Raw genomic sequence first — 24592 nt, 5'->3', positions numbered from 1 at the left:
GTTGAAAATGCTAATTACATTGACAAAAGAAATCCTCGAGGATCAGGTATATCTTAGTGAGGAGGCTCCTCATACGGTTGTTGTTTACTGTTTGCACGCTATGTGGGCTTCTTACATAAATGAAAAAAAAAGTGTTCAGGAGTTGATGGATCAATTAAACATATTTTTTAATATTAATTCTCATCAACCTAAAATTGATATTGATATTGGGTATAAATATAACATTGCAGCATACTGGGATGATGAAGAGGATGATGATGGTATACCTTTAAACGCGATAAAAAAATTTCTTATAAGGTCGCGCTGTGTTGCATATATAGATGCAGATGAAGGTGGCCACGGAAAGGATACAAGCCCTTATTTATTCCCTGCGGTTGCCTACTCAACAGAGGAAATTAAGGCATGGATGTATTGGTCGCTTTGTCGATGGCATCGGCGTTATCCTGATTATCCGCTGATACCAGAAATGTTCTTGAGTGCTTATTTTGATATAGACCTAGCTGCTGATCTTATAAGGAAAAAACTAAACTGTGAGATTCCTTGGGAATTTGGCCCAGCAAGAATAAACGAGCCCAATTTTGATCTCTGGCATGAGAAAACTCGAGATCAAAATGCAAATGCCTGGCTTGCGAAATGGCTGGATTAAATAAGTTTCTGAGACTGGCTTACCATGCGCGTTTTATCGTTAGTGGATGGCTGGTTTTGGCTCTCATGTTGGGGTGCAGTTCAATATATGGTCCATATAGGAAAAATAGTGGCTATGTCGTGTTGCCGATTGCTCCGCAGCATTACCGAATCGAATATTTTTCCAAGAGCAGAAAAGCTATTGATGATAATTGGCGATTAGTTGCTAAACAGTTATGTGACGGTCAATTTGAGGTTCTTTATTCATCACTTGATGTTGTTAATCATGATGTGGAAGTTCCGGTCATGGGGAATAACGTAAACCTTGCGCGGCAAGAGTTTATTCAACAAGGTGAAGTGATTTGTGAGTTTCAAGCGTCTGCTGTCGTAACGATTACACAGAGCAAGTGGGCTGAATATAATCGGGAAGCTAAGGCTGTGAGGCCAGTTAGTGATACCTTTTTAAGGCACAAATTGAAAATGCATGTTTCCCATCTTGCATCACTGCCGAGCAACAACGCCCAGCAAACATTAATTGGCTTATGGGGAAAGCCATCTATTCAGATGGACGATAATGCAACACGTATTTCGGTATGGGCTCGGGGGCAGGGTTGGTTCCCCAATCAAATACTGCTTGATGAACAAGGTGGATGCTTAACATCAATTACTATTTTTCCGGGTGTTAGTGCCTACCTTCTGGATAGCCTTAAACGATCCAGTACCTCTTTGTCGGAAATTAAATCAATGGTTGTAAGTGGAGCATTGCCAGCTTATTTTTATCAGCTGGATAATGGAAAGGGAGAATGTAGTATTAATCATCATATATAAATAACCTCGATTCCACCAATATGACGCCAAAGGAAAAATTATTTTTATGAAAAACCTACTGGTTATTTTTAGCTTACTTATTTTCCCCATATCAAGCATCGCAGGCACATTCACAAATGGTGTTCCTGTTGCGGTGCGAAAATCTGATTGGAGTAAGAATCTGATTTTCATAAGAATGGCTGAGCCGGTGAGCAATCCTGCTAATTGCGGGTCAGATGCGGGTTTAGTGGTATATGATAGTAACCCTTCGGCTCAGGCTGCGCTGTCTTTCGCATTAACGGCGCTAACGACAGGTATGAAATTTCAATGCTATATTGAAGATGAGTGCAGCAAAATTACTGGTAATGCTATGACCTATCCTGTTTGTAGTATGTATCCTGAAATTGTGAAATAAATTTACAGGAATTAAGTTCAGCGTATAAGCTGGCCAAGCGTTAGATATCTATAGCTGTTATTTAAAGGATGAAAAATGAAGGTTTTATTTTTGTTATTGGTTTTGGCTGTATCTCCTGCTTTCGCAGGAAAGCAAACTGGCAAGGTTGACATGGTTATCGTTCGCGCTAGTGATGGCTTGATATATTTTACCCTGTCCGGAGGAAGCAAAACCGATTCGCCTACGTGTGCTACGGCGGGATATTGGATGATAAGAGATGAGAATTCAAATGTAGGTAAGCAACAATATTCGATGATTTTAACGGCTCATGCATCAGGTAAAACAGTAACCGTGTCCGGCGCTAACACCTGCTCCCGTTGGAGGGATGGGGAAGATGTGGACTATATACAGTTGCGTCAATAGACAATAAAAAGAATGTTGACCAACAACAAATATCAGCTGCTTAGAAAAGTATGTCTATCAAAAGCTTCGCGAAATTTTAATGCGCGGGGAAAGTCGGTTGTGCGTTGCGAGCATTGTCAGTTGGCAAGTTTTGCATGCCTGTGCACTTGGCGTCCGTCCGTAGCGTCTCGCTGTGATTTTGTGCTATTGATGCATCGCGATGAAGTGTTTAAGCCCACCAATACCGGCCGTTTGATTGCAGATATTTTTCCAAATAATACCTACGCATTTGCCTGGAGTCGCACGGAGCCGGATGCCGAGTTACTGCAATTGCTTAATGATCCGGCGCGTCAGTGCTTTGTTATTTATCCCTCAGCTGAAAATGAGTCGCGGGAGATTTATTCGACGATTCCGGTGAGCGACAGATTGCCGACATTCATTTTATTGGATGGTACCTGGAAGCAGAGCAGCAGGATGTTTCATTTAAGCCGTTGGTTGGATAAGGTGCCGGTGCTGCGTTTGCCGGAGACCTTGTTGCGCAGTTACGCGGTGAGGAAATCCCATCAGGATCATTATCTGTCGACCTTTGAGGCTGCAGCTTTGTGCTTGCAAGTAGCTGATGAGCCGCAACAAAGTGAAATTATGCTGGATTATTTCGCGTTATTTAATCTGCACTATCTGGCGACGCGGGGCTGTTGTGCGCCGGTGATTGGAGAGTTGCATCAGCGGCTGGCGAATCTAAAACAGGCGGATAATATTGCCGGATAACATCCCTGTTCTCCGCAATGCATATTTTTTATCAATGCAATTTCAAGCGTGGTCTCAACCAGCGGTTGATCCGGCTGGCCAGCATCACCAGTCCGGTTTTTATCAACCCATGAATCGCGACCTGGTGCATCCGATACAGTGATACATAAACAAACCGCGCCAGATGCCCTTCAATAAACAAACTGCCACTGCTCAAATTGCCCATCAGATTGCCGACGGTAGAATAATTGGATAACGAAATCAGGGAGCCGTGATCTTTGTAAACGTAACCTTGCAAAGGTTTATTATTGAGTAAAGCCACCAGATTTTTATAGCAGGTACTGGCCATTTGATGTGCAGCTTGCGCGCGCGGTGGGACGCGTTTGCCGTCGGGTTGGATAAACTCTGCACAATCACCGATAGCAAAAATGTTTGGGTCCCGCGTGGTTTGCAGAAATTCGTTTACATGGAGTTGATTAATTCGGTTGGTTTCCAACCCGCCAATATCTTTCATAAAGTCAGGCACTTTGATGCCGGCTGCCCATACAAACAAATCTGCCTCGATGGATTCTCCTTCTTTGGTTTCCAGACTGTGGCCGGTGGCGGCGGTGATGGTGGTATTGAGCTTCACATCGACACCAATGGTGATAAGTTCCTTATGGGCGGCGGTAGAAATCCGTTCGGGCAGTGCGGGCAAAATTCTTGCCCCGGCTTCAACCAACGTGACTTTTAATTGTTCATTGGACACAGCGCTAAAACCGTAGTTGTGAAATTCCGCTACCGCGTGATGGAGCTCTGCCGATAATTCGACACCGGTAGCTCCGCCACCGACGATAGCGATGCGCACGTTATCGTGGTTTTCCGGTAAGCGCTGGATGCGTAAAAATGCATTGAGTAATTTATTGCGAAAACGGTGTGCCTGCGTCGGGCTATCGAGAAAAATGCAGTGCTCCTTGACGCCCGGCGTATTGAAGTCGTTGGATATCGAACCCAGCGCAACCACCAGATAATCGTAATTGATACGTGTGGAAGGCAAAAACTCGACACCATCTTCATCGCGCATGGGTGCAAGGATCACCTGGCGCGCTTCTCGATCAATGCCGGTCATGTTGCCAACGCGAAAGTGAAAATAATTGGCGATGGCATGACCGCGATAGCTGACCGCATCGACACCTTCATCCATGGTACCTACTGCCAGTTCATGCAGCAAAGGTTTCCATAAATGGGTGGTACTGCGATCGATTAATACGATTTCCGCCTGTTTCTTTTTGCCAAATTTTTTTCCAAGCTTTGTCGCGAGTTCCAGGCCGCCGGCGCCACCACCGACGACGACAATTTTGGGTATTCGGTTTTCCTGCGCCGAGTGTTGTGCTATCTCACCTTTTGAAGAATCGTTGCTTGCAGAGCCAATGTTATCCACGTCGCCTAACCTCTTGATGCCGATAATGAAAACGGTAAAACCCCAAGCAAACTATCTTCACGTTATTAATTATTTTTAAGCATAGCGCGCTGCCGGGCGCTTGAAAAAATGTTTGTTACCAGTCCAGAGTGACCCAGCTCTCTCTGGCTGCGCTGGCGAAGATGGCGTCAATGATTTTCATGTTTGCCAGTGCATCACTCAGGGGTGTTGGAACAGGTCGTTGATTGAAAACACTTTCAGCAAAAGCATCCGCCATGTTGCGATAGTGATCGCAGGGTGCTATTTCAAGTTCTTCGTGTTGTTGGTCGCGCTTGAGGATGACTTTTGTGGCGGTATCAGCAATCGGGCTAAACGGAACGGGAATAAACACGCTGCCCTCTTCGCCGCTGGCTTCCATAAATTGCAGCCCTTCAATTTTAGTCGATGCGGTAAAGGTTGCTGTGCCATCCGCAAACTCCATCATGCCGGAGACAAAACAATCCACCTCATAACCCGGGTAGGGCATGATGTGTCCGAATACCCGCAAAGGCTCGCTCTCAAACAGGTAGCGCGACAGGGAAATGCAATAGCACCCGATGTCCATTAACGCACCGCCGCCCATGGCCGCACTGTTGCGAATATTTTCCGGTTCACGGTTATTGTAGGAAAAGTGGGAATGGATGCTGCGGACCTGACCGATGCTGCCATTGGTCACCAGCTCATGGGCCTTGTCCCATTGGGGATGAAAGCGGTACATAAACGCTTCCATGACTTTTAAATGCGGATAGCGTTTTGCGGCATCCAGCAGGGGTTGTACATCGGCTGCATTCAGGCCCAGCGGCTTTTCACACAACACATGTTTGCCGGCCTCCAGCGCCTTGATTGACCAGGGCACATGCAAATGGTTGGGTAACGGGTTGTAGATGGCATCCACCTCGGGATCGGCCAGCAGCGCTTCGTAGCTACTGTGGGCGCGGGCGATGCCCAGTTCATCCGCAACCTGCTGTGCAACGGTCGCATCGCGAGAGCAGATGGCAACGACGTCACCGTGAAGGGAGGATTGGATGGCAGGAATGACTTTAGTGCGTCCGATTTTGGCCGTGCTCAGCACGCCCCAACGTAATTTTTGCATGTGATCTCACTGATAAAAGCGGGTGGGCCAAATAACAGCCAGTAAAAGCGGTTTCCGAATCAAATATATTGAATATGAATATACCGTTCGGTGAGACCTGCAAGGTAATTCAGCTGCTGCTGGATGTAAAGTGCGGCTATTAAGGGGTGAAGGCTTTAAGCATAGCCGGCGTGACGCCGGTCCAGCGCTTGAAGGCGCGCCTCAGGTTATTGGCATCGTGGAAGTGGAGGTAACTGGCTACTTGCTCGTTGCTCCAGCCTTGGCGGTTGATCAGGTACAGCGCAAGGCATTTACGCATAAGGTCATATTGTGCCTGGAAATGACTGTGATGTTTACTCAGTTTGCGCTTGAGCGTTGCGCTACTCATGGCAAAATCTGCCGCCACCTGGTCGAGGTGGGTGGGGCGTTGAATGTTGTGTAGCAGATGCTGATAAACACGCTCCAGGAATCCGCCGTCCAGACCGATATTGGCCAGCTGCATATCGGCTTCCCGCTGAGCGACGATGGCGGCACTGGGTGACGCATTGGCCCAAGGTATATGAAGGTATTCCCGGGCGATCACCATGGCATCCATATGGCTGTCGAACGTTATATCTTCACCCAGATGTACCTGGTACTGCTCAATGTGACGCGGCTGATGATGAGAAAAATAAAATCGCCAGGGGAGGCTGCGATCACTTAACCAACGGCTCAGGGAGGCGAGCGCCGTTGTCACCATCTCGCTTAAAAACGACCACTCACTGTCCGCGCCGCAGGTGTCTTGCCAATAGAGGTAGAGAAAATCTGCATCATAATGCAAGCGCGGTGCAATGAGTGGTGTAAGCAGTAAGCGGTAGCGAACCAACAATTCCAGCGCCTGTTGCAGATTTCTCGCGTTCAAAAGTGCTGCACTGGCAGCACCGCAATTTCCCGGAAAGAGGCGATGCCCCAGCAAAAAACTGATGTCATCGCCCGCAAGCAAACGGCGCGCGTTGGTGATTAGTTGATAGTATTGTGCGGGGGCAATATGAAGATTACCCGCCAGAATATCTTCATAAAAGAAGCCGGTGCCACGCAATAATTTATGGCTGTCGATGCCCCGACTAAGGGCCATATCGATCAGCGTCGCGGGTTGTTGATGCGCGAGGATGCAAGGCGTATCTCGTTCGTACCAGGGCTTCATATTGCAGTCCTCATGCGGCGAGAAAGATATCGCGTTCCTGTTTTTCCTTGGCATGTAGCAGTGCCTGATTCGCGCGCGCGAGTAAATGTTCTGCTGAGTCATCCAATGCCAGCGCGACGCCGATACTGACGGAGTGGAAAACACTCTCGCCTTGACGACTGGTCTTGAAGGCAAAATGACGTACCGCATTAGCCAGTTCCTGCGCGATCATCTGTGCCATGGTTTCCCCGGTATTGGGTAGCACAATCGCAAATCGATCACCGGCATAACGACATAACAAATCGCAGCGGCGCAGATTTAACAGGATCAACTCAGCCAGCTCCTGCAATAACCGATCACCTTCATCATTGCCGTAACGGCGGTTGATATGTGCAAAGTTATCGATATCCAAAAGCAGTAACGATAAAGGTTGCTGTCGTTGGTGATGATGGGCTAATTCCATGCGCAATTGCCGGCGCAAATATTCTGCGCTGCCCAAATGGGTTACCGGGTCCTGAATGCGGTGTTCGCGAAACAAACGCTCACGCTTGCGCAAGTGTTCATTAATCTGCAATTGCTCTTTATGCCAATGATAAATGCCGTAGGTCAACAGTAATAAGCCCACAGGCATCAAGCCGGATTCTACCCATTGATCAAAGTTGACACTGTCGGGAATCTGGATAACTTCATCCAGTGCATCCTGAAAGCTGGCGAGAAAGATACCCGCTAAACCCAGGACAAAAAAATTGGTTACCCGGCCTGCGGGGCGGCTGTGCAGAATCAGCAGTAACCACACCAATGATAATAGGGACACGCCGCCTTCACCGAGGATGTCGAGCCAATTGATCTCGCGCCACGCTTTAATGTCACCGGTACTTAAACAGGCAAGTAATAAGAGGTTGGCTGCAACAAGAATGAGCAGGATTTTCCATTTATGTAATGCAAGCATGATGCTGTTCCAAATAACAGGATGGCTTTGTATGTGTGGCATTGTTGCGCAGCTTTAACAGGGCGGTGTGACAAATTAATGACAATGGGTTGAAAAGAATATACAGGCCGAAAAAAGCATTAAATTGTCCTGGCAGGCATATAAGCTCAATACACTTTCTTAAATTCATCAACCATCGTTTGGTTTTAGCATAGAGCCGACAGGCTTTCCGGGCGAGCAGTACCCAATTGGCTGTTAACATCCTGCGACAAAACGCATTCAAAAAGCCGTAATCAAATTTTGCAAGAGGCATATCAGCTCAATATGTATCAATCTCGCTGTTCCTGGTGCGTTGTTTGCGGATCGGCGTAATCAAGCGTCATCCAAATGTCATATCTCCTCCCTAGCGTGGCGCCATCCGTTCCAAGGGCCTTTTTCAGACGCACACAATTTTTTAGAGATGGGGAGCAGGTTTATGCAAACACAGAAAAAATATTCATTCAGGCCAGCCGTGTTAGCGTTGGCTGTTGCAAGTATGGGAATGGTTGGCGTAGCACATGCTGATGGCCGCATTGAAGGGCGCTTAACGGCATCGGCGAAAGATGTTGCCTTGCAGGGCGGGCAGGTTCGTGTTGAAGAGTTAAATCTCGAAACATTAAGTCAGCGAGATGGACGCTTTATCTTTGCTGGCATACAACCGGGTACCTACACCCTGGTGGTAAATTATATCGGTGCCAAGAGTATTCGCCGCACGCTGGTGGTAGAAGACAACAAAACGACGATTGCAGATTTTGCTATCGCGCCGGCTAACCTGGATATTGAAAATATTATTGTCATCGGTCAGGCGGCCGGTATTAACAAGGCGCTCAACCGTCAACGCACGGCGGACAATATTATTACCGCTGTATCGGCGGATGCGATTGGACAATTTCCGGATACCAACGTCTCTGAGGCTTTGCAGCGGTTGCCGGGTTTATCGATTGAGCGCGATCAGGGTGAAGGCCGTTACGTGCGTGTAAGAGGGCTTGGGCCAGACTTTAACGCAGTGACCATCAACGGGGTCAATGTTCCTTCGCCGGACAGTGATCGCCGCGCTGTTGCGCTGGATGTCATTCCCTCCGATTTATTGGAAAACCTGATCGTTACCAAAACCCTGACGCCGGACATGGATGCCAATTCTCTGGGCGGTAGTATTGAAGTACAAAGTTTGTCGGCCTTTGATCGTGAGGGTTTGTTTTACCAAATTATCGCTGAAGGCAGCTACGACGATAACACCGAAGAAACCAGCCCGAAGTTGGCGTTGACGGCGAGTAATTTATTCAGCGTCGGTGACGGTATCGACAACCTCGGCATAGCGGCGGGCATCAGTTCGTTTAAGCGCGACTTCGGTTCTGACAATGTGGAGACTGGTGGCGAATGGGAATTTGAAGACGGCGAGGGGCTGTTAAAAGAGATGGCGCAGCGCGATTACCGCATCACCCGTGAGCGCTCCGGTGCAACATTAAATATCGATTTTCATCCGACTGAAAATACATCGTTATATTGGCGCAACCTTTACAGCGAATACACAGACTCAGAAGTTCGCTTGGCCAATGTGGTGGCGTTTACCGATGAGGACGGTGAAGATGCAGAGCTGGCGGAAGGTGAAACAGGTTTTGCGGCAGTAGAACGGGAATTAAAGGATCGCGAAGAAACCCAAAAGATTTTCTCCACCAATGTCGGCGGTTCAACCCGTCTTGATAGCTGGGTCATCGATTATCGCGTGGCATACAGCAAGTCCGGTGAGGATGAGCCGCGTCATGTCGGCGCAGCCTTGTTTACCGGCGATTTTGCGGATATCAGTTACATCGGTAAACGCAAGATGGATCTGTCAGCGCCGGAGGATTTCTTCCAGCCATCTAATTACGATCTGAGTGAAATCGAACTCGCCAGCAGCGAGACCAACGATACCAATCAATCCGCTAATCTCGATTTTACGCGGGAATTTTCTCTGGGAAGTAACCCGGCGCAAATAAAGTTTGGTACCAAATACAACAAGCGTGAAAAAGACAGTGACAGCGAAGTCTGGATATTGGAAGACTTTGATGTTTCCCTGGATGCATTTGCCGGTGAACCGGTGGATTATCAATTAGGCAATTTCGGTCCGTCGATCAATCCTGGTGCGGTAAAGAACTTCATTGCAGATATCAGCGTGGATGAAGAAGTTCGTGATATTGAAGAGTCGAGTATCGGTGATTTTGATATCACTGAGGAGACCAGTGCTGCTTATGTGATGGGCCGCGTTGATATCAATAACTGGCGCGTGTTGACGGGCGTGCGTTATGAGTCAATTGATTTTGACGCGATGGGCTTTCGTCTGGCCGATGATGAGTTGGGAGCAACCCAATTCAATAATTCACAAGACCATTGGTTGCCCGCCCTGCATATTCGCTATAGCCTCGGCGAGCAAACGCGCATTCGCGCGGCTTGGACCAACTCTGTGGTACGACCCAATTTTGGCCAGTTATCACCTGGTTTTTATCTTGATGGTGATGAGGCAGAATTTGGTAATCCTGAATTGGAGCCATTGGAATCGAGTAATATCGATATCGGTATTGAGCATTACACCGGTGTGGCGAGCTTGCTGTCCGCCTTTGTGTTCTATAAGGATATTGAGAACTTTGTTTATCAGACTGACCTGGCTGGCACAGCTGCTTATGCTGATTACGAAGAGGCGGTGACTTTCGTTAATGGCGACACCGCGGAAATTTACGGTATCGAACTTTCTGCATCCAAAAAATTTGATCAATTACCGTCCCCCTGGAATGGTTTATTGATCGGCGCAAACGCCACTTTTGCAGAATCCGAAGCAGATATCACCAATTATGATGGCGATGCTGAGGTGATGGTAAGCCGCACCTTACCGCTACCCAGCCAGTCGGATACTTCAGCAAACTTCATGGTAGGTTATGAATCCGAATCGCTCAGCATGCGCTTGTCAGCCAACTACAAATCAAGTTATTTACTCGAAGTGCTTGAGCCGTTGGAAGAAGACTATGATGTGTATGTCGATGCGCAGACCCAGCTGGATTTTTCGTTGCGCTATTATGTAACTGACTCGCTCAAATTGCATTTTGAAGCCTTGAACTTGACCGATGAGTCCTACTATACCTATGTCAACAACAGAGGATTCAACAGCCAATACGAAACCTATGGTCCGACATATAAAGTGGGTATTACCTTCACGCATTTCTGATAAGTCTCGGCGCCATAAGCTGTGGCGCTCCGTTCCAGAGCATATTCGCCGCTAATGGGCTGATATGCTTTGGCTCAAGAACACACTATTGATTGCGTGAATACAACAAGAGAAAGTGCTATGCAAAATTCATCTTATCTACCCAGTAAAATGAAATTTCTTATCGTAAAATTTATCTGCACCTTGTATTTGAGCCTATCCGGGATAACTGCCGTGGGTGCAATTGCCGCAACGCCGGAACCTCACGCGCTGTCTGTTCGCTATCCGGAAGCTTACGTGCGTTTTATTCCAGCCGCAGAAAAGCAAAAGCCTCATTGGCTGGTGGTCAGTCCAGAGCAGGGAATTTTATTGCTGGACGAAAACCTGCAGCCACGTACCACCCTGAATGTAAAAGCTGAATTGCTGGATTCGCGCGCGAACGCCGCTTCGTCTGATATGGTATTTGCCACAATCGTCGAGCCGGGTCATGTGCCCACATTATTTTCAGTCGATGTTGCCAGCGCGAAAATCAGTGAATTGATGCGCCTGCTCGTGCCGGGATTTCAGGTTGAAAACCTGTGTTTGCAACGCGACGTTTCCGACAATCTGTATGTGTATTTGTTGGATGAACGCGGTATAGCCGAACATTGGCTGATACTGGATCGCCACGGCAAAGCGCTGGCGCGTCATATGCGCAACCTTCCGATTCCACCTAACAGTAAAGCCTGTAGCGTGGACGATGCATCAGCTTCACTTTATATTGCAGAAGAAGGCATTGGTATTTGGCATTATGGTGCTTCCGCTGAGTCAGCTCCTGGCCGGCATATTATTGATTTGCGCGCGCCATTTGGCGGTTTGCCTGGTGGTACAGAATCGGTAGTCACCCTGCCGGGGGGATTGGCAACCGTATCGCTTGAGGATAAAACGCTGCGTTCTTATCTGTTTGACGGCAAAAAAATCACGCATGGAAAAACGATGGAGTTGTCAGCGCTTGAAGAACCTGAACGTATTTCCGGCTGGTACAATTCCGCAACCGCTAATGCAGAAATCTGGGTCTACGATGATGCGGATGGCAAACACTATTCACTGAGTTTGCCTTGGACTGCACAGCAGAAAAAATCACCTGCTTCATCTATCGTCACCGTGAAGGCTGAAGTCCAAACTGCGCCGATGTCACGCTTTGGCGATGCAGCGGATGATCCGGCAATCTGGATTCACAGTAAGAAACCGCAACGCAGTCTGGTGCTGGGAACCAATAAAAAGCAGGGCTTGATGGTTTACGATCTGGAAGGTCGCGAGGTGCAATCCATCCCCTCAGGCAATGTCAATAACGTTGATGTTCGCTATGGTTTGCGCCTGGGCAAAAAATTAGTTGATGTGGCGATTGCCAGTTTGCGTGACGATAACAGCTTGGCGATATACGCCATTGATCGCCGCAATGGCAAGGTTACTGAAGCGGGCAAGATTCCAACGACGATGGAAGACATTTACGGTTTTTGTATGTATCAGCAAGCCACGGATGATAAAAAATCCTTCGGCGATATCTATGCCATCGCCAATGATAAAAGCGGTGAGTTTCAACAATTCCTGATAACCGCTAGCGGCGAAGCTATCGAAGGTAAACTGGTCAGAACTTTTCACGTTGAATCCCAGCCGGAAGGTTGCGTTGCCAATGATCGCACACGGGAGTTATTTGTGGGCGAAGAAGATGTGGCCGTGTGGACAATCGGCGCGGACCCGGATGACGGCACACAATGGCGTGAAGTGATTCGTGCGGGTGATGTGGTAGTGGATGATATCGAAGGGGTAGCTATTTACCACGGTCAGCAGCAGGATTATCTGGTGATTTCAAGCCAGGGTAATGACTCCTACGTTGTGCTGGATGCGGTGGCACCTTATAAGGTGCGTGGCAATTTCCGCATTGACCTTAACGCCGAAAAAAATATTGATGGCGTGTCGGAAACGGATGGTCTGGAAGTCACACACCACAATCTGGGTAAACGGTTTAGCGAAGGCCTGTTGGTCGTGCAGGATGGCCACAAGGTGATGCCCGAAACACCGCAGAATTTTAAATATGTTTCCTGGAAACATATTCGCGAAGCGTTAAATCTTGAACCCTAAACACGCGACACGACTTGACCAATATGTAAGCTGATGAGATCTGACGATGAGTGAAAAACCTGAAGTGCCACCTGCGATAGATATTGATGATATCCCGGTAAATACGTCCGGCAATCTTTCACTTGAAAACGTCGTCGCATCCCGGCGACGTTTGTTGAAAGGCAGCTTGGGGTTGGCACTCGGTAGTTTTTTATCGCCGGCATTATCAGGATGCGCGGCGCCGCCGCGTCACACAGCGGAATTATCTCTGGCGGGCGCGATAGGTTTTACCTCCGTACCAGTGCAGCAGGCCGTCGATTTTGATCAGGTGATAGTGCCGCCGGGTTATACCGCGCGACCCTTTTTTTCCTGGGGTGATGCAGTGGAAAACGGTGCGTCACCCTGGCGAAAAGATGCCAGCAATAATTGGCAGGAGCAAATGCTGCAAGCGGGTCAGAATCACGATGGTATGGCCTATTTCCCCTTTGATGACGCCATCAACGATCACGGGTTGCTTGTGATCAATCATGAATACACCAACCCGACCTTACATCCGCAGGGACCGACAATGACGGTGGATGATGCGGGTGTTATTCGTCGACCGGTTGACGAAGTGAAAAAGGAACAGGCAGCGCACGGTATCAGTGTGATAGAAATCCGGCGCGATACCGAAGGACAGTGGCAGCGTGTAAAAAGCTCGCGTTTTAATCGCCGTCTTACCGCTAATTCGCCGATGCACTTAACCGGCCCGATGGCGGGTACTGATTACCTGAAAACCGCCGCCGACTCGACCGGCACCCGCGTGCTAGGCACCATTAATAATTGTTCCATGGGCGTTACACCTTGGGGAACCTATCTGACTTGCGAAGAAAACTGGAGCAATTATTTCGTCAATCGCGATGCGCAGGATCACGCACAGCGCGCGACGCATCATCGTTATGGCATCGCGCAGGGCAACAACAGTTATAAATATCAATGGTCTTCGGTAGATCCCCGCTTTGATGCGACACCGCAAGAAAATCTGGATCACGGAGGTTATGTGAATGAGCCGCACCGTTTTGGTTGGGTGGTGGAGATTGATCCTTTTGATCCGCAATCCACACCAAAAAAACGTACCGCCATGGGTCGCTTTGCGCGCGAATGTGCCACGCTGTCAGTGGCGGAAGATGGCCGCATGGCCATTTATTCCGGCGACGATACACGCGGTGAATATCTGTATAAATTTGTTCCCGACGCGCGTTTTGATCCGAAAAATCCTGACCGCGACTGTCTGGATAAAGGCACCTTGTATGTGGCGGTTTTTCACAGTGACGGTCGCGGTGAATGGCGCGCGCTGGTGCAAGGGCAGGGCGGCTTGACGCCGCGCAATGGCTTTTTTACCCAGGCCGATGTACTGGTCAATACACGCGGCGCGGCGGACATTCTCGGCGCAACGCCGATGGATCGACCGGAATGGGTGGCGGTTCATCCGCAGACGCGCGAAGCCTATGTCACGCTTACCAACAATGTTGAGCGCGGTGTAAAGTCGGATCAGCCTATTGATGCAGCCAACCCGCGCCGGGAAAATCACCACGGTCAGATTGTGCGCTGGCGCGAAACGGATAATGACCCGGGCGCGACCACTTTTTCCTGGGATATCTTTTTGCTGGCGGGGCGGCGTGCGGAATCTGGTGTACCAAAACATGAGCAAGGCAACATCAACGGCGATATTTTTTCATCGCCCGACGGGCTTTGGTTTGACCATCACGGTCGCTTATGGATAGAAACAGATTACGATGACGAGGAACAACCCTATCAGGATATGGGCACCAACCAACTGCTGTGTGCCGACCCGGTGACACGCGAAGTCAGGCGTTTTCTGGTGGGGCCGCGCGGCTGCGAAATTACCGGTCTCACCGCAACGCCGGACGGTAAAAGTCTGTGGCTCAACGTTCAGCATCCGGGCATCAGTTATCCTGCCAGTGATGGCAAAACCCGCCCGCGTTCGACGACGGTTTTGGTTACCAGGGACGATGGTGGAATTATTGGAAGTTAATACCGTTTATTTGGTGGCGAGTTCTTCAAGCTCATACTGCTCATTGATCGCCTGAATAGCCTGGCCGGCAACGGTTGTTAGTGGTGCGGCGATATCCAGGGGGATAACATCGGCTTCGGCTGAGGGATCTTCCAGCGTGGCCAATTGGCTGTCCAGCAAAGCCGGTGCCATAAAGTGGCCGGTGCGGCGGTTCAGTCGATCCTGAATCGTCGGCTTGTCTCCCCGCAGGAAGATAAAGATGGTCTTCAATCCGGCATCGCGCAATTGATTGCGATGAGCTTTTTTCAGCCCTGAAAAAGCCAGCAGGCAGTGTTGCTGTTTGCGAGCCCTTTCTTGCAGATGCTGGCAAATGGCAGCCACCCAGGGCGCGCGCATCTCGTCGGTCAGGGGTTGCCCGCTGGCCATGCGCGCCCGCGACGACTCGCTATGGAAGTCATCGCCATCCAGGTAGCAATAGCCATAGTAATCGGCGAGCGTGCGGGCCAGTGATGATTTACCACTGCCGGAAACGCCCATTACCACGATCAGGTAAGTAGTGGCATGAGTATTGGAAGGAGCTAAGCGTTGAATCATTGCGCTATTTTGGGGTGCAGACCTCTAGAATTCGCCAGAGTAGCACGCCCCCAAATGATAGCGCAATCATTTAGTCTGTGTTATCGTTCCGGCACTCGTGAATCGGGATGAGATGCGGCAATGAGATCGACTAAAAATACAACGCATAAGAAAGTAACTTTGGTGGATGTGGCGGCGGTAGCCGGTGTGAGCGCGATCACCGTATCCCGTGTTATCAATCAGCCGGACAAGGTATCCGACCTGCTGCGGCGCCAGGTTCAGGCCGCTATCGACAGCCTGGGTTATATTCCCAATCAATTCGCCAGTTCCCTGGCATCAGCCAAGTCCCGCGTGATCGGGGTGGCTATCCCTTCCTTATCCAACATCGTATTTAATGACGTTTTGCGCGGTATTTATGAGGTTGCTGGCAAAGCCGGTTATAAGGTGCTGTTGGTCGATACGCATTACTCCCCCCTCGAAGAAGAGAAGATGGTCCGCACCCTGCTGAGTCAGGCACCGGAGGCGATGATCATTACCGGCGGCGACCAGACGCGTGCCTGCCAGCAGCTTTTGCAAAAAGCAGGCATCCCCATCGTACAGATGATGGAGCTGCTCGATCAGCCGTTGGACATGAATGTGGGCTTTTCCCATTGGCAAGCCGGCTACGATGTGGTGTCCAAGTTACTGGAAGCGGGCCACACCCGCATCGGCTTTATGGGCGCGCGCATGGACCCACGGGTGCAACAGCGGATGCTGGGCTATAAAGCGGCGATGGATGCAGCCGGTATTGATTGGAAGAATTTTATTGTCACCACACCGGAGCCTTCATCGATTGCACTGGGTGGTGAGTTGTTCCGCAGCCTGATGGCATCAAGCCAGGGCGTGATTGATTCTATCTTCTGTTGTAACGATGACCTGGCGTTGGGCGCGCTCTTTGAAAGCCAGCGCATGAACATCCGCATTCCCGAACAATTATCCCTGTGCGGCTTTAACGACATTGAAGCTTCACAGTTTGTAAATCCTTCGCTGACCAGTGTGCACGTACCGCGTTATGAGATGGGGGTGAAGTCCACGGAGATGGTGATTCGTGCGCTCACCGGCAAGCCCATTGAAGAAAAACAGGTCAACATTGGTTACGAGGTGCGTTTGCGTAAGTCCACGCGCAATGCCAAATAATGACGGGTTTAAACCGTCTTCTTAAAAAAGATAAGAATTTACAACAATAATATTGCGCGAGGAGAAAGACCCGTGACTCATCACGATCGTATGGCCAAGTTAAGTCTCAAGGAAAAAGTTGGATACGCTGTCGGTGATTTTGGTTTTAATTTGTATTGGGCCAGTATCGCTTCATTTCTTGCCGTATTTTATACCGATGTGTTTGGTATTCCTGCCGCCGCTGCCGGCACGATGTTCCTGGTCACCAAAGTTGTCGATGCCATCACTGATCCGATTATGGGCGCCGTGGCAGATCGAACCAAAACCCGCTGGGGAAAATTTCGGCCTTATTTATTATTTGCCGGCGTCCCTATGGCTGGCGCGGCGGTGATCACCTTCAGCACGCCGGATCTCAATGAGAGCGGCAAGATAATTTATGCCTACATCACCTATTCCTTCATGATGGTGATGTACACCATCCTCAGCACGCCTTATTCATCGCTGTCCGGTGTCTTGACCGCGCGCAGCCAGGACCGCACTACATTGATCAGCTTTCGTTTTATTGCTGCCTTTGTCGGTACAGCTTTGGTCAATAAATTTACCCTGCCGTTGGTTGAGTGGCTGGGGCAAGGAAATGAAACCCTGGGCTGGCAATTGACCATGCTGTTGTACGGCATTATCGCGGCCATTGTCTTTGCAATTACGTTTTTTTCTACCACTGAGCGCATTGCGCCACCCGCCGGGCAAAATACCAATCCACTCAACGACATCAAGGACCTGTTAAACAATCGCCCCTGGGTCATTCTGATTGTGCTGGCGATGATCATCATGATGACGATCACCCTGCGCGGTGGTTCAGGTTATTACTATTTTGCTTACTATGTTGAACGGCCGGATTTAATTTCTAATTATCTTTTTGTGCAGGGTATTGCCTTGGGTGTTGGCGCCGCGTTGACACCGCTGATGACGAAGTTTGTCGACAAAACCAAACTGCTGATGTTGCTGATGGGCATTGTTGGTGTGTTGTCGATTGGATTTTATTTTGTGCCCAGGGATGCTATCGGATTGATGTTTACACTGAATATACTGATCAGCCTCGCGTTGGGGCCAAAGTCACCCCTGGCGTGGTCCATGTATGCTGACAGTGCGGATTACACCGAATGGAAAACCGGTCGGCGTGCCACGGGAATGACATTCTCCGCTGCCACCTTCGCACAAAAACTCGGTGGTGCCTTGGGCTCTGCTTTTATGCTGTGGATGTTGGCTGCCATTGGCTACGTTGCACGGGAAGCGCAAACCGATGCATCTCAACAAGGCATTGCATTATTGCAAACCGTTATTCCCGGTGTGATTGCTTTTATTGCAGCGTTCGTTGTGAGTTTCTACCCGCTGACCACTGAAAAACTGGAGCAGATCCAGACAGACCTTAAAGCGCGTGAAGCGGAGCAGCCGACAGCGGCCAATTAATTTCTGCTCTGCTTTCTTTGATATTCATTAACGCCGCTGCTCATGCGGCGTTTTTTTATGTTCAGGATGAACGCTGATTCGCAGGATGTGCAGCGACATTATTATCGGAGTTTATTTATGTTGTCTCCCAGCGCCAACGGCGAACGCTATGAATTAACCAGCCCTACAGCCATGCCCCGCGCCGCCGGTTTTTTATGGAACCAGCGCATGATGATCCAGGTAACCTGTCGCGGTTATGCGGTTGCACAATTTATGCAACCGGAGCCGGCTAAATACGCCTATGCGCCCAACCTTGAAGCCAAGACATTTATGCAGCCGGAGCAGCCTTATTATGCGCACCATCCGGGCCGCTTTTTTTATATTAAAGACGAAGAGAGCGGCGAGATTTTTTCTGCACCCTACGAGCCGGTGCGCGCGGCGCCGGAGCAATTTACATTTTCCGTCGGCAAGAGTGACATTGCCTGGTGTATTGAATGCAACGGCATTCGCGTCGAGATGACATTGCATTTGCCGACGCAGGATGTGGTGGAGTTGTGGTATCTGCGTGTGACCAATATTTCCGGCCGCCCACGTCGATTAAGTGTGTATTCCTATTTTCCTGTGGGCTATATGTCCTGGATGAATCAGTCTGCCGAATACCGTGCTGACCTGGGCGGCATGGTGGCAACCTGTGTGACACCTTATCAAAAGGTGGCGGACTACTTTAAAAACAAAAACTTCAAAGACAAAACATTTTTCCTGCACGAGGTTGCACCTGTCGCCTGGGAGGCCAGGCAGGAAGCTTTTGAGGGCGAAGGTGGCTTACACAATCCCTCGGCCTTGCAGCAGGAAATTCTCAGTGGTGGTGACGCGCGTTATGAAACACCAGCGGCGGTGTTGCAGTATCGTTTGGCGTTAAACCCGAATGACTCACAAGCGTATCGTTTTATCTTTGGTCCTGCATTTGATGATGCAGAGATCGCCACTTTGCGAAAAAAATATCTCAGCGCAAAAGCCTTTACTGCAACGCAGCGTGAATATGCCGATTACCTGCAAGCGGGGCAGGGTTGCCTGCAGATTCAAACACCGGATGCGGAGCTGGATAATTTTGTAAACCACTGGTTGCCGCGCCAGGTGTTTTATCACGGCGATGTAAATCGTCTTACTACGGACCCACAAACACGCAATTATCTGCAAGACAATATGGGCATGAGTTTTATCAAGCCCGCTGTCACACGCGCAGCATTTTTGCACGCGCTCAGCCAACAGGAAGCCAATGGTGCCATGCCCGATGGCATTCTGCTGGTGGAGGGCGCGGAATTGAAATACATCAATCAAATTCCGCACACCGACCATTGCGTGTGGCTGCCGGTTTGCTTGCAGGCCTATCTCGACGAGACGAACGATTACGCCATCCTTGATGAATTGGTTAAAGATGCTGAAGGCGAAAAAACGCTGAGCGTTTTTGAGCGTATCAGCAATGCCATGCGCTGGTTGTTAAGCGCGCGGGATGAGCGTGGCTTAAGTTTTATCGCCCAGGGTGATTGGTGTGATCCCATGAACATGGTGGGTTACAAGGGCAAGGGTGTTTCCGGCTGGCTTTCTGTCGCAACGGCTTATGCGTTGAATTTGTGGGCCGACATTTGTGCGGCGCATCAACAGGCTGTGCTCGCGCAGGAATTTCGTGCGGCGGCGCAATCTGTGAATGCCTCAGTGAATCAATATTTGTGGGATGGCGAATGGTTTGGTCGCGGCATTACTGACGATGGCGTTGTCTTCGGGGTCAGTAAAGATCCGGAGGGCCGCATCTTCCTGAATCCGCAAAGCTGGGCCATCCTGGGGGGTGCCGCCAGCGCAGAGCAGCGGCCCAAAATGTTACGCGCGGTAGAGGAACAACTGGAGACACCTTACGGCGTGATGATGCTGGCCCCGGCTTATACGGCAATGCGCGATGATGTCGGCCGGGTTACGCAAAAGCATCCGGGCTCAGCCGAGAATGGCTCGGTCTACAATCATGCGGCGGTGTTCTATATCTACAGTCTCTACACCATCGCCGAGCAGGATCGCGCCTATCGTCTGTTGCGGCAGATGATTCCGGGGCCGGACGAACAGGACTATCTGCAACGCGGTCAATTACCGGTTTTCATTCCCAATTATTATCGCGGTGCTTACCACCAGTTCCCGCGCACGGCAGGCCGTTCCAGCCAACTGTTTAACACCGGTACGGTTTCCTGGGTTTATCGTTCCCTTGTTGAAGGTTTATTTGGACTGAAAGGTGATCGTGAAGGGCTGCGTGTTGTACCGCAGCTGCCGTCGCATTGGTCGCAAGCCAAGGTGGTGCGTGAGTTTCGCGGCGCGCGTTTTGATGTAGAGATGCGTAGACAGAAGGGGATTACCAACGTGCAGGTAACCCTGGATGGTCAACGGCTCAATCAGCCATGTATCACCAATATTGAGTCGGGCAAGGTATATCAGGTTTTGGTGGAAATTCCGGCGTAAATATACCCCACTGCTTGCCAGCGTCAGCCTGGCAAGCAGCGTGGATTAACATCTTGGTAATCAGGAAGATTTTTTTTCGGCGGTCTTGGCGGAGGCTTTGGTTTTGCCGGAGCGGCTGGCTTGTTGTGCTTTAACGAGGCTGAGGTATTTAACCCAGGCTTGTTCAACCGGTGTCTTGGGTGCTCCCTGATTGGCGATGACCTTTAACAGATGAAGGTCTTCCGCTGTCGGGTCTGACACATTGTCATCGACGAGAGCAGAGATCAACATCCCATGTTTGCGAATCAAGCGTGCCTGAATACCGGACAATCCACCCGCCTCAAAACCATCGGGGAAGTTGAGCGGGTCCTGAAAAGCTTGTTTCAGATAATGCTCGCGCGGCAGCATAAAGACATCTCCATCAATAAGTATGTGCACGTTTATACGCTGGATACCGACAGCAGAACTGGCTCCGGCCGAAAATTTATGGCGAAGATAATCTGTTTTTATTTCACTGTATAGATGTTCATGAAACCTGATGTGGGTTGCCTGAAGAAATCCTGCATGGGTAAACGTCAGGCACAAAAAAACCGGCAACTGCCGGTTTTTTTGTTTTGCTAATGTCGCGCTAGCGTCGTTAGCCTTTTGACTGGATCATCGCTGGTTCTGCTATTAAGCAGCGGCAGACATCGCTTTGATCTTGCTGTTCAAACGGCTCTTGTGACGAGCGGCTTTATTCTTGTGAATAAGGCCTTTGTCAGCGATGCGGTCAATGACCGGAATAGCTGCTTCATAAGCTGCCTTGGCTGCTTCCAGATTGCCTGAGGCAATGGCGTTCACCACTTTCTTCAGGTAGGTACGCCCCATAGAGCGCAGGCTGGCGTTATGCTTGCGAGCTTTTTCGTTTTGACGCGCGCGTTTTTTCGCTTGGGCTGTATTGGCCACCGTGGTGCTCCTATAAAATCTGATCTAAATCGGGTCTGGAATCAAGGACGCGACATTATGCCGTTTTAGAACGGCTTGTCAACACTTGATCAGGCAGATGTGGGGTTGTTCTTTCAATCGTTTGCGAGGAGGTTATGGGGGCTGGCGCCTCATTGGACAACTTTACACTTTCTGGCGTGGTGAGGGCTTTGTGCTGTTTCTATACTGGCTGAATGAGTCTTGACGGAACGGCCAGAAAGCAAGGCTTCACAGCTCTGAAAACACCCCTGACAGCGCATATTTCCTGCCTGTTGACGATAACAATAACCCGGATGGTGGTGCCTGCAATGCGTACACAATTAATCTCGATGATCAAAACGCAAACATCCCTGAGTACAAAAGCGCTGGGATGGGTATTGTTATGGCTGTTGTCCGCCTGCAGCGGATCAAGTTCCGGCCCCGACCTGGGTGGTCCCATTCTTGAGGGCAGTAGCGCCAGCTCATCCTCCCAGACCAGCAGTGCGTCCAGCAGTATGGAAGCTTCGCTGGTGCCTTTCGTACTTCCCTTTGATGACGACAGCGCTGGCATTACTAACCTCGCTGCCATGAACCACAAGCCGGCGGGCAAATTCGGTTCCCTGGGCGTCAGCGCAGCAGGGCACTTTGTGGTGAACGGGGAGCGTGTACGGTTTATCGGTGTGAATATTACCGCCGGCTCGGCATTTCCTTCCCATGCGGATGCTGAAAAGATCGCCCGGCGTCTGGCCAGGTTCGGTGTCAATCTGGTGCGCTTCCATCATATGGATAACAACTTCGGCGCAGAGAGCCTGATCAATTATGCGGCGGGCACCAGCCGTACGTTCAATACAACTAACCTGGACAAGCTGGATTATTTCATCGCCCAGCTCAAGGCCCAGGGTATCTATACCAACCTCAATCTGCTGAACTCCCGGGAATTCAAACCGGCAGATGGCCTGCCGGCAGCCTTGGGCGAGTTAACCTGGAAGCAATCCCATGTGCTTGGCTTTGTGGACGACACCTTCCGCCAGTTGGAAAAGGAATACGCACAATTATTACTGAGCCATCGCAACCCCTATACCGAATTGACCTACGCCGAAGATCCGGCCATCGCCTTTGTGGAGATCAACAACGAGAACGGTTTCTTTCAGCAGTATTTCGATGGCTCAGTCGACACCTGGCCGAGCGTATTTCGTGCTGCATTGGATGCCCGTTGGAATACCTGGCTGCAGACAAAGTACGCAACCACAGCAGCAGCCGAATCTGCCTGGGGTGCAATCGATGAACCCTTGGGTGAAGAAGCGCTGGCAAATCCTGACTTCGCCGGTGGTATCACCGCCTGGAGTCTGGAAGAGCACAGCGGTGCCGAAGCAGCGATCCAAAGCGGTACGTTTGATGGTCGGGCCGGCATCGCCATTCAGGTAACCAGCGCAGGTGCGGCCGCGTGGAATGTGCAATTAAATCAGGGGCAATTGACCCTGGAGGCAGGTCAGATTTACACCTTGGGCTTTTGGGCCAGATCGCCCGACGTCATAACGCTCAATATCGGTGTGCAGCAAAATTATGATCCCTGGGGGAGTGTGTTAAGCCGCAGCTATGCACTGAATGAAAGTTGGCAATACTTTGAAACCACCTTTGTTGCCAGCGCCGACGACACCAACGCGCGGATTAATTTCAATGGCTTCGGTAATCAGGTGGCACAGGTGCAACTGGCCAATGTCAGCTTCAAACCCGGTGGAGCACTCGGCCTGCTGGCCGATGATGAAAGCATCGAAGAGGGGACCGTAAAAAGTAATTATCGCGCGCAGGGCTACACCGCCGGGCGCGAGCGGGATTGGGCTGCGTTTTTGCGGGACCTGGAGACGAGCTATTGGAGTGACATGAATAACTATGTCAAACATACCCTCAACTATCAGGGATTGACGGCGGGAACGGCGATCATGAACAGTCCGCCCAGCGCACAGAAACAGTTTGATTTCGCCGATGCTCATGCCTATTGGCAGCACCCGATCTTCCCCGGTGCCGAATGGGATGCAAGCCATTGGACGGTTATTAATGAATCCATGGTCAACGCGCTTAATAACACCCTGAGCGGTTTGGCCAAGCAGCGTATCCACGGTATCCCTTTTACTATTTCTGAGTACCAGCATGCTTCACCCAACACCTACAGCAGCGAGGGGCCGTTACTGGCGGCAGCCTATGGGGCCTTACAGGACTGGGACGGCATTATGTTTTTCGCTTACGATGCCGGCCCTGGTGGTAACTGGGACGCGGGGTATTTCAGTGATTTCTTCAGTATGAACGCCCACCCCACCAAGATGGCCAATCTGCTGGTAGCCGCCAGCATCTTCCGGCGCGGCGATGTGGCTGCGGCTCACAACGCCCTGGTGATGAACTTTGATCCGCAGACTGAGCTGGATATTCTTGCCACCAAGGGCGGTGCCTGGAATATTGCCAGCGGTGCCCATCTGGGTGTTCCCAATGATGTGCCTTTGATGCACCGATTTGCATTGGATGTTTCCCCAACACCTGCGGGCACCGCCGTTCCGCCCCTCGCCACGAGTGGTCCGGTGTATGTGTCCGACACTGAGGAGCTGCGTTGGGACATGAGTGCAGCAAACAAGGGTGTGGTGACTATCGACACCGCGCGTACCAAAGCAGTGGTGGGATTTATCAATGGCCGCGACTTTACGCTGGGCAATGTTGGCATCCGTGTCGGCCACACCCTGCAGGATTGGGCTACGGTGTCACTGGCCTTACAAGACGGGAGCTTTGACCAGCCGGAAGTCGGTGCGGCTCTGTTGGTGGTCACGACGGGTCTCGTGGAAAACACCAATATGCAATGGACCGACGACAGCCGAAACTCTCTGGCGACACATTGGGGCACATCGCCCACACTTATTGAAGTGATTCCGGCGGTCATCGACTTGCCTTTTGCGACCACCGCTACGCGTGCCTGGATATTGGATGAAACCGGGCAACGCCGCAGCGAACTACCGGTTGAGGACAACGCCGGTAATGCGCGTATGGTGTTGCAGCAATCGGCAGCCAGCTTGTGGTATGAAGTGGCGGTTGATCCGCTTGATGAGTGATAAA

The 24592-nt window shown here is 50.4% G+C and carries 19 protein-coding genes; 12 read left to right on the top strand and 7 right to left on the bottom strand.

Annotated elements, in window-relative coordinates; genetic code table 11:
- Positions 1-7: 7 nt before the first annotated feature.
- The 5 genes from CBR65_RS08910 to CBR65_RS08890 all read left to right on the top strand — a co-directional run bounded on the left by CBR65_RS08910 (position 8) and on the right by CBR65_RS08890 (position 2995).
- Positions 8-646, top strand: a complete 639-nt coding sequence (locus tag CBR65_RS08910; RefSeq protein ID WP_087466533.1) for a hypothetical protein — start codon at positions 8-10, stop codon at positions 644-646.
- Positions 634-1452: a hypothetical protein gene (locus tag CBR65_RS08905; protein ID WP_087466532.1), complete on the top strand. Its 819-nt coding sequence runs from the start codon at positions 634-636 to the stop codon at positions 1450-1452. Before CBR65_RS08910 ends, CBR65_RS08905 begins: the two co-directional genes overlap by 13 nt.
- Before the next feature lie 46 nt (positions 1453-1498).
- Positions 1499-1846, top strand: coding sequence for a hypothetical protein (locus CBR65_RS08900; protein ID WP_087466531.1), 348 nt, complete (start codon positions 1499-1501; stop codon positions 1844-1846).
- A 75-nt stretch (positions 1847-1921) separates the two neighbouring features.
- Positions 1922-2248: a hypothetical protein gene (locus CBR65_RS08895; RefSeq protein WP_087466530.1), complete on the top strand. Its 327-nt coding sequence runs from the start codon at positions 1922-1924 to the stop codon at positions 2246-2248.
- A 12-nt stretch (positions 2249-2260) separates the two neighbouring features.
- The gene (locus CBR65_RS08890; protein WP_087466529.1) at positions 2261-2995 is read left to right on the top strand and encodes a tRNA-uridine aminocarboxypropyltransferase; all 735 of its coding nucleotides are present in this window, start codon (positions 2261-2263) and stop codon (positions 2993-2995) included.
- Positions 2996-3026: 31 nt separating this feature from the next.
- Here the strand turns inward: CBR65_RS08890 and CBR65_RS08885 are convergent, their stop codons facing one another.
- The 4 genes from CBR65_RS08885 to CBR65_RS08870 form a co-directional block, all read right to left on the bottom strand.
- Positions 3027-4394, bottom strand: a complete 1368-nt coding sequence (locus CBR65_RS08885; RefSeq protein ID WP_369825653.1) for an NAD(P)/FAD-dependent oxidoreductase — start codon at positions 4392-4394, stop codon at positions 3027-3029.
- A gap of 115 nt (positions 4395-4509) precedes the next feature.
- On the bottom strand, positions 4510-5505 hold the full coding sequence (locus tag CBR65_RS08880) for a Gfo/Idh/MocA family protein (RefSeq protein ID WP_087466528.1): 996 nt from the start codon (positions 5503-5505) through the stop codon (positions 4510-4512).
- A gap of 139 nt (positions 5506-5644) precedes the next feature.
- Positions 5645-6667, bottom strand: a complete 1023-nt coding sequence (locus CBR65_RS08875) for an AraC family transcriptional regulator (RefSeq protein ID WP_087466527.1) — start codon at positions 6665-6667, stop codon at positions 5645-5647.
- 10 nt (positions 6668-6677) lie between these two features.
- Positions 6678-7595: a GGDEF domain-containing protein gene (locus CBR65_RS08870; protein WP_087466526.1), complete on the bottom strand. Its 918-nt coding sequence runs from the start codon at positions 7593-7595 to the stop codon at positions 6678-6680.
- A 454-nt stretch (positions 7596-8049) separates the two neighbouring features.
- Here CBR65_RS08870 and CBR65_RS08865 point away from each other — a divergent pair, with 454 nt between their 5' ends.
- From CBR65_RS08865 to CBR65_RS08855, 3 genes are all read left to right on the top strand, one after another.
- Entirely contained in the window at positions 8050-10809 is a 2760-nt protein-coding gene (locus CBR65_RS08865; protein ID WP_087466525.1) for a TonB-dependent receptor, read from the top strand.
- Between the two features lie 120 nt (positions 10810-10929).
- Positions 10930-12909: a phytase gene (locus CBR65_RS08860; RefSeq protein WP_087466524.1), complete on the top strand. Its 1980-nt coding sequence runs from the start codon at positions 10930-10932 to the stop codon at positions 12907-12909.
- A gap of 46 nt (positions 12910-12955) precedes the next feature.
- Positions 12956-14923 carry a PhoX family phosphatase gene (locus CBR65_RS08855; protein ID WP_087466523.1) on the top strand — a complete coding sequence of 656 codons (1968 nt, stop codon included), beginning with the start codon at positions 12956-12958 and terminating at the stop codon, positions 14921-14923.
- A 6-nt stretch (positions 14924-14929) separates the two neighbouring features.
- On the opposite strand, the gene CBR65_RS08850 is transcribed toward CBR65_RS08855, so the two are convergent.
- Positions 14930-15496 (bottom strand): gluconokinase, encoded by a 567-nt coding sequence (locus tag CBR65_RS08850; RefSeq protein WP_198300916.1) that lies wholly within the window; start codon positions 15494-15496, stop codon positions 14930-14932.
- A 120-nt stretch (positions 15497-15616) separates the two neighbouring features.
- Here CBR65_RS08850 and CBR65_RS08845 point away from each other — a divergent pair, with 120 nt between their 5' ends.
- The 3 genes from CBR65_RS08845 (at position 15617) to CBR65_RS08835 (ending at position 20575) form a co-directional block, all read left to right on the top strand.
- Positions 15617-16651, top strand: coding sequence for a LacI family DNA-binding transcriptional regulator (locus CBR65_RS08845; protein ID WP_087466522.1), 1035 nt, complete (start codon positions 15617-15619; stop codon positions 16649-16651).
- Between the two features lie 36 nt (positions 16652-16687).
- The gene (locus CBR65_RS08840; protein WP_369825661.1) at positions 16688-18097 is read left to right on the top strand and encodes an MFS transporter; all 1410 of its coding nucleotides are present in this window, start codon (positions 16688-16690) and stop codon (positions 18095-18097) included.
- A 117-nt stretch (positions 18098-18214) separates the two neighbouring features.
- Positions 18215-20575: a GH36-type glycosyl hydrolase domain-containing protein gene (locus tag CBR65_RS08835; RefSeq protein WP_087468989.1), complete on the top strand. Its 2361-nt coding sequence runs from the start codon at positions 18215-18217 to the stop codon at positions 20573-20575.
- A 60-nt stretch (positions 20576-20635) separates the two neighbouring features.
- Here the strand turns inward: CBR65_RS08835 and maoP are convergent, their stop codons facing one another.
- Together maoP and rpsT are read right to left on the bottom strand one after the other, a co-directional pair.
- Positions 20636-20962: a DUF413 domain-containing protein gene (gene maoP / locus CBR65_RS08830; protein WP_087466520.1), complete on the bottom strand. Its 327-nt coding sequence runs from the start codon at positions 20960-20962 to the stop codon at positions 20636-20638.
- Positions 20963-21226: 264 nt separating this feature from the next.
- A complete protein-coding gene (gene rpsT / locus CBR65_RS08825) occupies positions 21227-21499 on the bottom strand; it encodes a 30S ribosomal protein S20 (protein WP_087466519.1) in 273 nt (90 codons plus the stop codon).
- Between the two features lie 326 nt (positions 21500-21825).
- Here rpsT and CBR65_RS08820 point away from each other — a divergent pair, with 326 nt between their 5' ends.
- Positions 21826-24588 carry a carbohydrate binding domain-containing protein gene (locus CBR65_RS08820; protein ID WP_157672019.1) on the top strand — a complete coding sequence of 921 codons (2763 nt, stop codon included), beginning with the start codon at positions 21826-21828 and terminating at the stop codon, positions 24586-24588.
- The last annotated feature ends 4 nt before the right edge of the window (positions 24589-24592 follow it).

This window comes from Cellvibrio sp. PSBB006 (genome assembly GCF_002162135.1).
Taxonomy (GTDB): domain Bacteria; phylum Pseudomonadota; class Gammaproteobacteria; order Pseudomonadales; family Cellvibrionaceae; genus Cellvibrio.
This window is presented reverse-complemented; position numbering and strand designations above follow the sequence as displayed.